Raw genomic sequence first — 12082 nt, 5'->3', positions numbered from 1 at the left:
TCATTGCCGGGGCGACGGCAGAATGGAGCGTGCCCGACCCGCCCCGTTTATGAGGAGTGACATGCACATCGAGGAGTGGCTGCAGACGATCCCAGCCGTCTGGGTCTATGTCCTCGTCGGTGTGGTCATCGGGCTGGAGAGCCTGGGCATCCCGCTTCCCGGTGAGATCGTCCTGGTCAGCGCGGCGCTGCTGTCGTCCAAGGGCGTGGTCAGCCCGATCGTGGTGGGGGTGTGCGCCAGCGCCGGGGCGATCATCGGCGACTCGATCGGCTACTACATCGGCTGGAAGGGCGGCCGGCCGCTGTTCGACCGGCTGGGGCGGAGGTTCCCCAAGCACTTCGGGCCCGCCCACATCGCGAAGGCCGAGCGGCTCTTCGACCGGTGGGGCATGTGGGCGGTGTTCTTCGGCCGGTTCGTGGCCCTGCTGCGGATCCTCGCCGGTCCGCTGGCGGGCGCGCTGCGCATGCCGTACTGGCGTTTCCTGATCGCCAACGTGCTCGGCGGCATCGTGTGGGCGGGCGGCACCACGACCGCCATCTACTATCTGGGCGTCGTGGCCGACAAGTGGCTGAAGGGCTTCTCCTGGGTCGGGCTGGTCGCCGCCCTGCTCTTCGGCCTGGGCACCACGGTCTGGCTCAAGCGGAAGGTCCGGGCGGCCGAGGACGAGCCGCAGTCCGTCACCGCTCGATGAGCGTGACCTCCAGCGAATAGTGCGACGCCCGATAGAGGTGGGAGCCGTGCTCGACGGCCCTTCCCTGGTCGTCGTAGGTCGTGCGGACCATCGTCAGCAGGGGAGCGCCGCGCCGCTCATCGAGGAGACGCGCCTCCGACGGGGTGGCGGCACGGGCGCCGATCCGCTGGTTGGCGACCCGCATCCTGACCCCGGCCGCGCGCAGCAGTTCGTACAGCCCGCGCTCCTGGAGCGACGTCGCAGAAAGGTCGGCCAGCCCGAGCGGCAGCCAGTTGTGGAGCAGGGCCAGCGGCTCTCCCGCGGCGTAGCGGAGCCGTTCGATCCTGAGCACCTCGGTGCCCTCCGGCAGCGCGAGGACCGCCGCGACGCTCTCGTCGGCGGGCTCGGTGTCGATGGACAGCACCCGCGTGGCGGGTTCCTGTCCGGAGCGCCTGAGGTCGTCGTAGAGGCTGGTGAGCTCCACCGACCGCTTGACCTGGCCGTGGACGACCTGGGTGCCGACGCCGCGCTTGCGGACGAGCAGGCCCTTGTCCACCAGGTACTGGATCGCCTGACGGATGGTGGGACGGGAGAGCCCGAGCCGGTCGGCGAGCTGGATCTCGTTGTCGAGGCGGGAGCCGGGAGCGAGGTCGCCGCGCCGGATCGCCTCCGAGATCTGCTCGGCGACCTGGAAATAGAGGGGGACGGGGCTCGACCGGTCCAGGTCGATGTCCAGGCGCTCGGAAGTCACACGTCGAGGTTAGCGGACATCAGAATGTCCTGACGAAACGGTCCGTGTCCGTCGGATGCCCGCTCATGGAGACGATGCGCGGGGCGGCCGTCTGTCGGTGGCGGGGTGTAGAACATCGGGCGTGACTCTTCAACTGACCTGGCCCCAGGTGCTCGCATGGCGGCTGGAGCGCCAGTTCGTCGAGCCGGCCGCCGGATCCGGACCGGTGGCGATCGCCCGCCGGTTGTGCGGGGTGCAGGCCCAGGTGGCCTCCTCCGCCGAGCTGGCGCTGGCGGTGCGATCGGCCGACCCGAGGTCCGGTGCGGTGGACGAGGCGCTGTGGGAGGACCGCACGCTCGTCAAGACGTGGCTGATGCGCGGAGCGCTGCACCTGGTCCCGGCGGACGAGCTGGCGACGTACTGCGCGACGCTGGGCGCGCTGCGGTTCTGGGAGAAGGGGTCGTGGCAGCGGGGGCACGGGGTCACCGCCGCCGAGGTCGAGGCGATCATCGGCGCGGTGCCGCAGGTGCTCGAGGGGCGCTCCCTGACTCGCGAGGAGCTGGTCGAGGCCGTGACCGAGGCCACCGGCGACGGCCATCTGCGTGAGGCGCTCACCTCCGGCTGGGGTGCGCTGCTCAAGCCGCTCAGCTTCCTGGGGGAGCTGTGCTACGGCCCGCCCCGCGACGGGCGGGTGACCTTCGCCCGGCCCTCCGACCGACTGCCCGGCCGGCCGGACGCGCCGCCGTCCGCGGAGGAGGCGGGCACGGCCCTCGTGCGCGCGTTCCTGGGCGCACACGGCCCGGCCACCCCCGAGATGTTCGACGCCTGGCTGTCGCGGGGCACGATGCGCAAGGCGGTGCTGCGCGGGTGGTTCCGCGACCTCGGCCCGGAGCTCGCCGAGGTCGAGGTGGAGGGGGCGCCCATGGTGGCGCTCGCCGAGCACGTGGACGCGCTGGCCGCCGCCCGGCCGTCGGAGTCCGTGCACCTGCTGCCGGGTTTCGACCAATATGTGCTGGGCGCTCCGCGCGACCTCGACGCTCTGCTGCCCGCGGCCGCCCGGGCCAAGGTGAGCCGGGCGGCGGGCTGGATCTCCCCGGTCGTGGTCCACCGGGGGAGGGTGGCCGGGGTGTGGGAGGCCAAGGACGGGCGGCTGGCCGTCGAGCTGATCGAACCGGTGCCGGGAGGGCCGCTGGAGGCCGCCGCCGAGCGGATCACCGCGCTGCTCGGCCGTCCCGCCGAGCTCGTCGTCGGGTGAGTGGACCCGGCGGCGTAATGAATCTACATTGTAAAGGCGGTGGGCTGGTTACGCTGGCGTGATGCCCTCCTACCTGACCATCACCGATCCCATCGAGCACGAGACCGAGGTTCGCCGCTCGCGGTTCATCTGCGCGCTCGCTCCTGTGGGGACGGAGGAGGACGCCAGGGCGTTCATCGCCGGCCGCAGGCGGTTGTACGGCGACGCCAACCACAACTGCACGGCGTACGTGATCGGGTCGCGGGCACAGAAGGCCGACGACGACGGGGAGCCGGGCGGTACGGCGGGCACGCCGATGCTGGAGGTGCTCAACCGGCGCGGCTTCGCCGACGTCGTGGCCGTGGTCACCCGCTACTTCGGCGGCGTGCTGCTCGGGGCGGGCGGCCTGGTCCGGGCGTACGGCGGAGCCGTGGGGGAGACGCTCGACCGCGCGACGAGCGTGCGGATGATCCCGGCGACGATCATGTCAGTGGTGGTCGACCACGCGCACTCGGGGCGGCTGGAGAACGACCTGCGCGCCTCGCCGTACCCCGTCCGGGCCGTGGACTACGGCGCGGACGTCACGTTCGAGGTGGCGGTCGCCGACGACGCGCGGGGCGGGTTCGCCGGCTGGCTCGCGGGGGTGACGGCGGGGCGGGCCATCGCCCTTCCGGGCGAGGGCGTCCACCTCAGGGAGGACCGGGCGGTCAGCTCTCCAGAGCGGAGCGCATGACGCGGAACTTGGCGTGGGCCTCGGCGAGTTCCGCGACCGGGTCGGAGTCGCCCATGATGCCGCATCCGGCGAAAAGGCGGGCGCGGTTGCCGGAGATCTGCGCGCAGCGCAGGGCGATGCCCCATTCGCCGTCGCCCCTGGCGTCGATCCAGCCCACGGGCCCGGCGTAACCGCCGCGGTCCATGCCCTCCAGCTCGCGGATGACGTCGAGGGCGGTGCCGGTGGGCGTGCCGCCGACCGCCGCCGTCGGGTGCATCGCCGCCACCACGTCGAGGACGGAGGCGCCGTCGGACAGCCGGCCGCTGACCCGGCTGGCGAGGTGCTGCACGTTGGGCAGCACGAGCAGCTCGGGTTCGTCCGGCACGTCGAGCGTGGAGCACAGGGGAGCGAGGGCCTCCCTGACCGAGCTGACGGCGCAGACGTGCTCGTACCGGTCCTTCGGCGACGCGTACAGGGCCGCGCCTCGGGCCAGGTCCTCGGCGGGCTCGTCGGCGCGCGGGGTGGTCCCGGCGAGGACGAGCGACTCGATGGCGTTGCCCCGGTGCCGGACCAGCAGTTCCGGTGTCGCACCGGTGAGGCCGTCCACCGAGAAGGTGTAGCACTCGGGATAGCGGGCGGACAGTCGTGACAGCAGGACCCGGACGTCGATGTCGTTCTCGGCGACGGCTGTCAGGTCGCGGGCCAGGACGACCTTGTCGAGCCTCCCGTCGTTGATCTGCTGGACGGCCCTGGCGACGGCGTGCTGCCATTCGGGAGCGGTCAGCGAGCCGTCGTCGTACCGGATGCGGCCCGGCGGGGTGGGGGGTGTCCTGAGCTCGGGGCTGTGATCGTCCGCACCGATCGTGGTGAGCCAGGCGCGGCCGCCCCTGCGGGCGAGCACCACGCGCGGGACGACGAGGGTCGACCCGGGGGCGTCCGCCTCGAAGGTGAACGAACCGAAGGCGACGGGCCCGGAGCCGGGCGTCTCCACGTCGTCGTCGATGCGCGCGTCCCGGAAGAGTGACGACACCCAGTCACGGGCCCGGCGGAACCGGTCCGGGCCCGGGGGGATCGTGGCGCGGGCGGCTTCGCCCCAGCCCACGAGTCCTTCTCCGTGCCGGATCCACGCGTACGGCGCGGCGTCAGGCAGGCAGGAGACGAGCTCTCCGGGATCGCTGACGGAGACCGTGCGCACCACGAGGGGGCGGATCAGAGCGACACTCACTTGAACCACTTTACGCAGAAACTGAACGTGTTCGACATGAGCCCCCTTCGCGGGACCCCCTTGTCAAGCGGTGATAGGAAGTTGGTCACAGAAGGCACGCCTTCCCCGGAGGTGATGGAGCAGGCCAGGCGAGGCTCCCTACCTTTGGGCGCATGAAGATCCCGTCCGTTCTCGCCGTCGCGGCCCTCCTGCTGCCGGGCACGGCGTACGCCCAGACCAGTCCGGTGGTGATGGCGGCGCTGGGCGACTCGATCAGCGCCGGGTTCAACGCCTGCGGCTGGTACGTCTCCTGCGCCTCACGGTCCTGGTCCACCGGGGACGACGCCGAGGTGAACAGCCACTATCTGCGGTTGCGCGAACTGGTCCCGGCGGTAGCGGGACACAACGTGAACCTCGCGGTCCCGGGATCGACGAGCGCGGACCTCGCCGGGCAGGCCCGCGCGGCGGTCGCGAAGGGCGCCGCGTACGTCACGATCCTGATCGGCGCGCAGGACGCGTGCGTGGGCTCGGAGAAGGACATGACGCCCGTGGACGTCTTCGGGCGGCGTGTGGACGAGGCGCTCGCCGTGCTGCGGCCGACCGGCGCGCGGGTGATCGTCGGCAGCATCCCCGACCTCCGGCGGCTGTGGTCGGTGGGGAAGGCGAGCATGGTCGCGCGGGCCTTCTGGACGGTCGGGCACATCTGCCCGTCGATGCTGGCCGAGCCCTCCTCGACCGCGCGGAAGGACCGGCTCCGGCGGGAGCGGGTCAGGGCGCGGGTCATGGCGTACAACGAGCGGCTGGGGGAGTCCTGCCTGGCGTACGGCCCGGCCTGCCGTTATGACGGCGGCGCCGTCTTCTCCTTCCCGTACACGCTCAGGCACGTGAGCGTGTGGGACTACTTCCATCCCAGCGGCGACGGCCAGCGGGCGCTCGCCGAGGTGACGTTCGACGCGGTGTTCTCCGGCGGCGCGCTCGTGTGAACGTCGCCGGAACGCGACGGCGTCAGGCTGCGCCAGGCGCCGGTGAGCCTCGTGCTGGTCCCCTTCTTGCGGCATGGTGTCCACCTGGCCGTGGCCATGGTCAGGGCGGCCCCCCGCACCGCCAAGCAGAGCCGGACAGGGCGGGGAACCACCGCGACTTACACCATCACTCGTTTATTGCGCCGCCAAACCTACATATATCGGCATAAAATCCCTTAAGGGTGGTCGCCCTGGCACCCTCGGGCGAGAATGATTCCCTGAGAAGGGATGACCCCGGCGGTACATCTTTCCCGGATTTGCCGGGAGTCCTCGTATCTCCGTCATGGGAACGGCTGCCGCAATCGGGTCGGGATCTCATGCGCTCAAAAGTAATTCAACGGATCCGGCCTCATGACCGCCCGTAAATTTATCGTCATTCTATGTGGGCGGGATGATGGATTCGACAAGCGTCACGCCGCCTATGCCTTTTTGCGGGACGGGTCGGCGGACTCCACCGTGATCCGACTGGCGGGCAGGGTTATTCGACGCACTTCGCGCCGGCCTGCTCGGCCTCCTTGTTCTCCTTGCCGAGGCCCTTGATGTCGTCCACCGACTTGACGGAGCCATCGAGGTAGCCCTGGATGCTGTCCTTGTCGCCGTACTTGATCGCCGCGTCCGCGAGGCATGTCAGCGTCTTCTCGGGGATGTCCTTGAGGTCCGGCTCCGCCTTCATCTTCGCGACGAATGCGGTCTTGTCGATGCCGCCACCGGACCCGCTGTCGGACCCGCCGTCGGACCCGCCGCAGGCGGAGAGACCGAGGGCGAGTGCCGTCGCCGCGAGACCCAGCGCGGACGTGCGGAGGACGTCTGTCATGCGCATGACAAACCTTTCGTAGAAGGGAGGTCCATTCGGTGGACCGATGTGAATACCGCGAGAGCGGAATGGTGCATGCCATATCGGCGGATGTCGTTTCGGAGCCGCGTGTGCGATCGACACATCGCGGGATTCCTGGGACATTTGCGCACTCGGCACGCAATGGTTTCCGCCGGGGCTGTACGAACGGTGGATAGCGTAGCGGATCTTGGCGGACCGAAATGCCTGACTGGATGTACCTAATTGTCAATGAGTGTCCGATATATCGCCTCTGTGGCGATTTACTGAGAGTAATTGATAGTGGTCAGCGGCGCGGAGGGCATGGCGATGTGCCGGGAAAATCGGTCGGGATTCCCATGGGATGACCGTCAGGGCCTCGGCACAGTGGCTTCATGTCCGGTTCGGGGCCGGCGTCCGCGGAGGAGAGGCCGGGGCCGGCGCGGGTCAGAGCCAGCCGTTGTGCCTGGCCTGGCGCGCCGCCTCGATCCGGTTGCGGGTCCCGGTCTTGCCGATCGCCGACGACAGGTAGTTGCGCACGGTGCTCTCAGAGAGGTGCAACCGAGCGGCGACGTCGGCGATCGTGGAGCCGTCGCCGGCGGCGGCGAGCACGTCACGCTCCCGGTCGGTGAGCGGGCTCGGCCCGGTGCTGAGCGCCGCCGCCGCGAGCGCGGGGTCGATGACCCGCTCTCCGCCCAGGACCCGGCGGATCGCCGCGGCCAGCTCCTCGACCGGCCCGTCCTTCACGAGGAAGCCGTACGCGCCCGCCTCCATCGCCCGCCGGAGGTAGCCGGGCCGCCCGAACGTCGTCAGGATCAGCACCCGGCACTCCGGAAGGTGTTCGCGCAGCTCGGCGGCGGCGTCGAGGCCGCTCTTCCCGGGCATCTCGATGTCCAGGAGCGCGACGTCCGGTCGCTCGCGCAGCGCCGCCGGGAGCACGCCGTCCCCGGTCGGCACCTGGGCGACGATCTCGATGTCTTCTTCGAGGCCGAGCAGCAGGGCGAGCGCGCCGCGCATCATGCCCTGGTCCTCGGCCAGCAGGACCCTGATCATGCGTCCAGGCTCACCTGCAGCCGGAACCCGCCGGAGGGCGGGGAGTCGGTGGACAGCCGCCCGCCGGCCGCCCGAACCCGCTCACGCAGACCTGTGAGGCCGTTTCCCTGTCCTCGCGGCCGCGTCCGGTCGTTCCTGCCGGGGAGGCCGCCGCCGTCGTCCGTGACGCGCAGCACCATCTCCTCGTCCAGTTCGATCTCGCACCGGGCCGCCCCGCTGTGCCGGATCACGTTCGTCACCCCTTCTCGTACGGCCCAGCCGAGCAGCGCGTCCGTCTCGGGTGGGAGGTTCAGGGACGGTGTGCGGATCGTGAGGGCGATCCCGGCGTCGGCCAGTGCCGTACGCGCGGAGTCCAGTTCGGCGGCCAGGCCGCGGCCCCGGTAGCCGGTGACGGCGGCGCGAACCTCGGTCAGCGCTTCGCGCCCGATCCGCTCGATGTCGGCGGCCTGCCCGGCCGCCGCCTCGGTGTCCCTGGGGATCAGGCGGCGTACGGCCTCGGCCTTGACGACGATGACCGACAGGGTGTGGCCGAGGAGGTCGTGCAGGTCGCGGGAGAAGCGCAGCCGCTCCTCGGTGACCGCCGCCTCGGCGAGCTCCTGCCGGGTGCGCTGGAGCTCGCGGATGGCCTCCCACAGGCGGATGATCATCGCGGGGATCAGGCCCGAGCAGAAGATGCCCCAGTCCAGGGTGAGGACGGCCGCGAGTCCGGCACCCCGCGACCACGCGATCGCGGCGGCGCAGGCGCAGAGCACGAACAGCAGGAGCGGCATCGTCCTGTTCCTGACGGTCACACCGAGCGCGACCGCCAGGACGAGCAGGAGGTAGAGCCAGTTGTCGCCGAACGCGGCGGCGCTCGGGAGAACGACCACGGCCAGCAGGGGCAGCCAGAGGCGCCGCGCCCGGTGGTTGTCGGCGAAGGCGAAGCGGATCGTCACGATGTAGAGCGCGGTCGTGAGACCCACCGCGGTCCAGGCGAGCCAGAGCGGATGGGAGCGCCCGTGCGAGATGTCCCACACCCCGCCGGTGGTGAGCAGGACCCAGACGTACATGCCCTTGGCGTCCGGGCCGCGCTCCCCCTCGCTGAGCGGGTTCAGCCAGGTATCTCGATCGGAGGCCGGGTTTGCGCCCATCTGTCGCTCTTTAGGCTGTCTTGCCCGCACGGCGGTAACCGTACATGGCGTAGAGGCCGAAGACGACCAGCCAGCCGGCCAGGATCGCGATCTCGCGGAGGGCGGGCGCCTCGCCGAACGCGGCGTGCCAGGAGAGCGCGGCGTAGCTGTTCGACGGCGTCCACTCCGAGATCGCGCGCAGCCAGCCGGGGAAGCCGGTGGCCGGGATCCACAGGCCGCCGAGGATGGACAGGCCCAGCATCGTGGCGAGGTTGGCCATCGCCGCGGTCTGCCCGGTCAGGCGGTATCCGTTGCCCAGGCCGAGCAGGGAGAAGGGTATGGTCCCGACCCACAGCAGCACGATGATCTCCAGCCACTGGCCCGGAGTGAGGGTGACGTGGTTGACCAGCGCACCGGTGAGCAGGACGGCGGCGATGCTCGGGACGACGCCCAGCACGCCGGTGGCGACCTTTCCGGCGACGACCTGAGCGGGCGTCATCGGGGTGAGCCTGAGCTGGCGCAGCCAGCCCGCCGCGCGGTCCTCCGCGATGCCGCTGCCGTTGTTGAACGCGCTGCCCAGCGCGCCGTAGGCGGCCATGCTGACCATCGTGAAGATCGCCGCGTCGTGCTTGTCGCCCTGTGCCAGACCGAGGTTGGTGAAGAGCAGGTACATCACGACGGGCATGACCACGCCGAAGACGATGTAGCCGCCGTCCCTCACGGACCTGATCAGCTCTAGCCGGATATATCCCCACATCACGCGTTCTCCTTCGCGAGCGGTCCGGTGGCGGTGAGGGCGACGAAGGCGTCCTCCAGGTCCGCCGGGGTCACCTCGATGTCCCGTACGGCTCCCGCCCGGGCGAGGGCCATGACGGTCGCGTCGGGGTCGGAGCTGTGCAGGCGGGCCCGGTCGCCGGCGACCTCCATGCGGTTCACGCCGGGAAGCCGGCCCAGCCAGGCGGCCTCCCCGCCCACGGTCACACTGACGGTGGTCATCGCCACCGCCCGCTTGATCTCGGCACTGGTGCCGTCCGCCGCCACCCGGCCCCAGTTGATCACGATCACCCGGTCGGCCTGCTCGTCCGCCTCCTCGAGGTAGTGCGTGGAGAACAGGATCGTCCTGCCCCGCTCGGCGAAGCCGCGCATGCTCGCCCAGAGCTCGCGCCTGGCCTCGACGTCGAGCGCGGCGGTCGGCTCGTCGAGGACGATCAGCTCGGGGTCGCCAGCGATGGCCATCGCGAACCTGACCCGCTGCGCCTGGCCGCCGGAGAGCCTGTCCACGCGCCGGTCGCGCAGCTCGGTGAGCTGGGCGAGAGCGAGGAGCCGGTCGAGCGGGAGCGGTTCCCGATAGGTCCGGGAGACGAAGGACAGGAGTTCGCGGACGGTGACCCTCGTGATGATCCCGCCCTCCTGCGGCATGGCGCCCACCCGGCCGTGCCGTACGGCCTGCTCGGGGTCGCGGCCGAAGAGGGAGACCGTTCCGGAGTCGGGCGGGAACAGCCCGAGGAGCATGCCGATCGCGGTGGACTTCACGACTACCTAATTAGGGCACAAAATAGAGGTAGATCGGACAACGCAGACACCACGGGAGCCCAGAATGCAGATCTCCAAGATTCGGGTCCAGCGAATCGACGGCCCGCGCGAACTGGCCGACTACGCCCGTAAGTCCCAGGACCGCGACGGCACCGAACATGGAGTCAGCTCCCAGCACCTCGAAAACCAGGACTTCGCCGACGACCAGGAGTTAGGCGAGATCACCCGCACCTACAGCGACAACGACATCAGCGCCCGTGACGAAGACGCCTACCGGCCCGATTACGAACGCCTGTTGGTCGATATGTCCACCGGCCAGGTGGGCAAGCTGATCATCTTCGATGCGACCCGGTTACATCGACGCGTGGACCAGGCACACGCCTTCATCCGGCACGCCCTCACCTACGACGTACGCCTGTACTCCCGTGCCCGAGGGGGTGAGTACAACTTCAAGACCGCCGCAGGGCGCGCCGACTTCATCCGTGACACCGTCAACGCCGAGCAGGAATCCGACCTGAAAGGCGAGCGGGTAGCCCTCGCACGTAAGCGCCAGGCCCGCAACGGCGACTACGGCGGAGGCGTCCGCCCCTACGGGTGGGGCGTGGACACCGGCCGCGTCAGGTCGGTGTGCATCAACCCCAAGGCCCCCACGATGGAGCGCCAGTACGAGAACCGGCCGGTACTGGACATGGGCCAGCACAACACGGAGGAAGCCGAGGAGATCACGTCGTGGAAAAGCGACCTGTTGTCCGGGGTACCGATGAACCAGGTTCTTCGGTCGCTGGCCGAGCGCGGAGTGTTGACCGTCAGCCAGAAGGACGCGCGTAAGCTGCGGCGAGACGGCAAGACCGTCGAGGCGAAGGGCTGGAACAGCAAGACCGTTCAGCAGATCCTCACCCACCCCCGCACCGCCGGACACCAGGTCTACCGGGGCGAGATCATCCGTAAGAACGCGCTTCCCGCGATCATCACCGAGGACGAGCGCCAGGCGTTGATTGATCTGTTTACCGACCCCAAGCGGCGTACCGCGCCCGGTAACACCCCGAAATGGCTGGTCAGCCTGATCATGAAATGCCCCGTCTGCAACGACGGTACGACCATGACCGTCCGCAACAACTCCCAGGGACTCCCCATCTACCGGTGCCGCGCGGGCGGGCATTGCAGCACCCCCGCCGAGGAGACCGACCGATGGGTAGAGGCCGTCATGATCGAACGGCTGTCACGGCCGGATCTGGCCGACCTGTTGCCTCAGCGCGCGACGGTGGACGTCGCCGCCCTACGCGCCGAAGTGATCGCGATCGAGGCCCGCAAGAAGAACGCCGGGAAGATGTACGCGCGTGGGGGCATCGATGAGGAGACCTTCCAGGAGACGTGTGAAGAGGCCGACCGCCTGGTGAGCGGCATCAACGAGCAGTTGAAGGCCGCGACGGGGGAAAGCCCGCTCGCCGTGTTCCTCACCAGCGACGACACCGCCGCCACTTGGGCCAGTCTGAGCCGAGGCCGCAAGAGGGAGATCATCACCCTCCTTGCCACCGTGACCGCCGTCCCGATCGGTCGGGGCCGCAGGAAGTCCCTCCCGCCCATCAACGAGCGAGTGATCATCGACCCCGTCACGCCCTACGCAACCGCCTGACACCCCGGCAACGCCGCTACCCCCGCCGATCCCACACGGCGGGGGTAGCCTCGCTACTGTCCTACACGACCCGCCCGGACAGCAGCAGCCCGAGCCGGTTACGCTCCCGCGCGCTCAACTCCGGCCAGTCCGCCACCAGAGCCCGAGCAGCCGCCCGCAGACGCGCGCTCTCCGCTTCCTGATCTAACCCTTGACGGGACTTCTCTCCGTCGCCCGCCCCGTGCCGTGTTCTCTCGCCGCCCGGTTTCCGTCCCCTATGTCCGGTTTCCGTGGTCGCCGCTTTCTGTGCCCCCTTCCCTGGCCATCCCGCCCACCCGCCCGGGGTCCCGCCGTGGCAGCCGCCGCCCCGAACACCGCTACCACCCCCGAAC

12 protein-coding genes are annotated in these 12082 nt (G+C 70.1%); 5 read left to right on the top strand and 7 right to left on the bottom strand.

Annotation, left to right across the window (positions count from 1 at the left end; translation table 11 throughout):
* Positions 1–61: 61 nt before the first annotated feature.
* The gene (locus IMZ11_RS31200) at positions 62–691 is read left to right on the top strand and encodes a DedA family protein (protein ID WP_228646009.1); all 630 of its coding nucleotides are present in this window, start codon (positions 62–64) and stop codon (positions 689–691) included.
* Here IMZ11_RS31200 and IMZ11_RS31195 read toward each other — a convergent pair.
* Positions 678–1421: a GntR family transcriptional regulator gene (locus IMZ11_RS31195; protein WP_061258598.1), complete on the bottom strand. Its 744-nt coding sequence runs from the start codon at positions 1419–1421 to the stop codon at positions 678–680. The two genes, IMZ11_RS31200 and IMZ11_RS31195, sit on opposite strands and share 14 nt — an antisense overlap.
* 121 nt (positions 1422–1542) lie before the next feature.
* Here IMZ11_RS31195 and IMZ11_RS31190 point away from each other — a divergent pair, with 121 nt between their 5' ends.
* Positions 1543–2655 carry a winged helix DNA-binding domain-containing protein gene (locus IMZ11_RS31190; RefSeq protein ID WP_228646008.1) on the top strand — a complete coding sequence of 371 codons (1113 nt, stop codon included), beginning with the start codon at positions 1543–1545 and terminating at the stop codon, positions 2653–2655.
* Between the two features lie 61 nt (positions 2656–2716).
* Positions 2717–3367 (top strand): YigZ family protein, encoded by a 651-nt coding sequence (locus IMZ11_RS31185; protein WP_228646007.1) that lies wholly within the window; start codon positions 2717–2719, stop codon positions 3365–3367.
* On the opposite strand, the gene IMZ11_RS31180 is transcribed toward IMZ11_RS31185, so the two are convergent.
* Positions 3342–4571, bottom strand: a complete 1230-nt coding sequence (locus IMZ11_RS31180; RefSeq protein WP_228646006.1) for an isochorismate synthase MenF — start codon at positions 4569–4571, stop codon at positions 3342–3344. The two genes, IMZ11_RS31185 and IMZ11_RS31180, sit on opposite strands and share 26 nt — an antisense overlap.
* 152 nt (positions 4572–4723) lie before the next feature.
* Between IMZ11_RS31180 and IMZ11_RS31175 the strand changes: the two genes are divergently transcribed.
* Positions 4724–5533, top strand: coding sequence for an SGNH/GDSL hydrolase family protein (locus tag IMZ11_RS31175; RefSeq protein WP_228646005.1), 810 nt, complete (start codon positions 4724–4726; stop codon positions 5531–5533).
* 517 nt (positions 5534–6050) lie between these two features.
* Here IMZ11_RS31175 and IMZ11_RS31170 read toward each other — a convergent pair.
* From IMZ11_RS31170 to IMZ11_RS31150, 5 genes are all read right to left on the bottom strand, one after another.
* Positions 6051–6386 carry a hypothetical protein gene (locus IMZ11_RS31170; RefSeq protein WP_228646004.1) on the bottom strand — a complete coding sequence of 112 codons (336 nt, stop codon included), beginning with the start codon at positions 6384–6386 and terminating at the stop codon, positions 6051–6053.
* Positions 6387–6830: 444 nt separating this feature from the next.
* On the bottom strand, positions 6831–7436 hold the full coding sequence (locus IMZ11_RS31165) for a response regulator transcription factor (protein ID WP_228646003.1): 606 nt from the start codon (positions 7434–7436) through the stop codon (positions 6831–6833).
* The gene (locus tag IMZ11_RS31160) at positions 7433–8566 is read right to left on the bottom strand and encodes a sensor histidine kinase (RefSeq protein ID WP_228646002.1); all 1134 of its coding nucleotides are present in this window, start codon (positions 8564–8566) and stop codon (positions 7433–7435) included. The genes IMZ11_RS31165 and IMZ11_RS31160 overlap by 4 nt, the downstream gene beginning before the upstream one ends.
* Before the next feature lie 10 nt (positions 8567–8576).
* On the bottom strand, positions 8577–9302 hold the full coding sequence (locus tag IMZ11_RS31155; RefSeq protein ID WP_228646001.1) for an ABC transporter permease: 726 nt from the start codon (positions 9300–9302) through the stop codon (positions 8577–8579).
* Positions 9302–10078, bottom strand: a complete 777-nt coding sequence (locus tag IMZ11_RS31150; protein ID WP_228646000.1) for an ABC transporter ATP-binding protein — start codon at positions 10076–10078, stop codon at positions 9302–9304. The genes IMZ11_RS31155 and IMZ11_RS31150 overlap by 1 nt, the downstream gene beginning before the upstream one ends.
* A gap of 64 nt (positions 10079–10142) precedes the next feature.
* On the opposite strand from IMZ11_RS31150, the gene IMZ11_RS31145 reads away from it, so the two are divergent.
* Positions 10143–11711, top strand: coding sequence for a recombinase family protein (locus IMZ11_RS31145; RefSeq protein ID WP_228645999.1), 1569 nt, complete (start codon positions 10143–10145; stop codon positions 11709–11711).
* Positions 11712–12082 lie beyond the last annotated feature (371 nt).

It is taken from the genome of Microtetraspora sp. AC03309, assembly GCF_020826795.1.
GTDB classification, from domain to species: domain Bacteria; phylum Actinomycetota; class Actinomycetes; order Streptosporangiales; family Streptosporangiaceae; genus Microtetraspora; species Microtetraspora glauca.
Note: the sequence above shows the minus strand (reverse complement) of the source record. Positions and strands in the feature narration are given on the sequence as shown.

What these genes read in the sequence shown, in the direction of transcription:
- IMZ11_RS31170 (WP_228646004.1), bottom strand. Translation starts at nt 6,386, where the DNA reads ATGACAGACGTCCTCCGCACGTCCGCGCTGGGTCTCGCGGCGACGGCA.
- IMZ11_RS31185 (WP_228646007.1), top strand. Translation starts at nt 2,717, where the DNA reads ATGCCCTCCTACCTGACCATCACCGATCCCATCGAGCACGAGACCGAG.
- IMZ11_RS31200 (WP_228646009.1), top strand. Translation starts at nt 62, where the DNA reads ATGCACATCGAGGAGTGGCTGCAGACGATCCCAGCCGTCTGGGTCTAT.
- IMZ11_RS31175 (WP_228646005.1), top strand. Translation starts at nt 4,724, where the DNA reads ATGAAGATCCCGTCCGTTCTCGCCGTCGCGGCCCTCCTGCTGCCGGGC.
- IMZ11_RS31165 (WP_228646003.1), bottom strand. Translation starts at nt 7,436, where the DNA reads ATGATCAGGGTCCTGCTGGCCGAGGACCAGGGCATGATGCGCGGCGCG.
- IMZ11_RS31145 (WP_228645999.1), top strand. Translation starts at nt 10,143, where the DNA reads ATGCAGATCTCCAAGATTCGGGTCCAGCGAATCGACGGCCCGCGCGAA.
- IMZ11_RS31160 (WP_228646002.1), bottom strand. Translation starts at nt 8,566, where the DNA reads ATGGGCGCAAACCCGGCCTCCGATCGAGATACCTGGCTGAACCCGCTC.
- IMZ11_RS31155 (WP_228646001.1), bottom strand. Translation starts at nt 9,302, where the DNA reads ATGTGGGGATATATCCGGCTAGAGCTGATCAGGTCCGTGAGGGACGGC.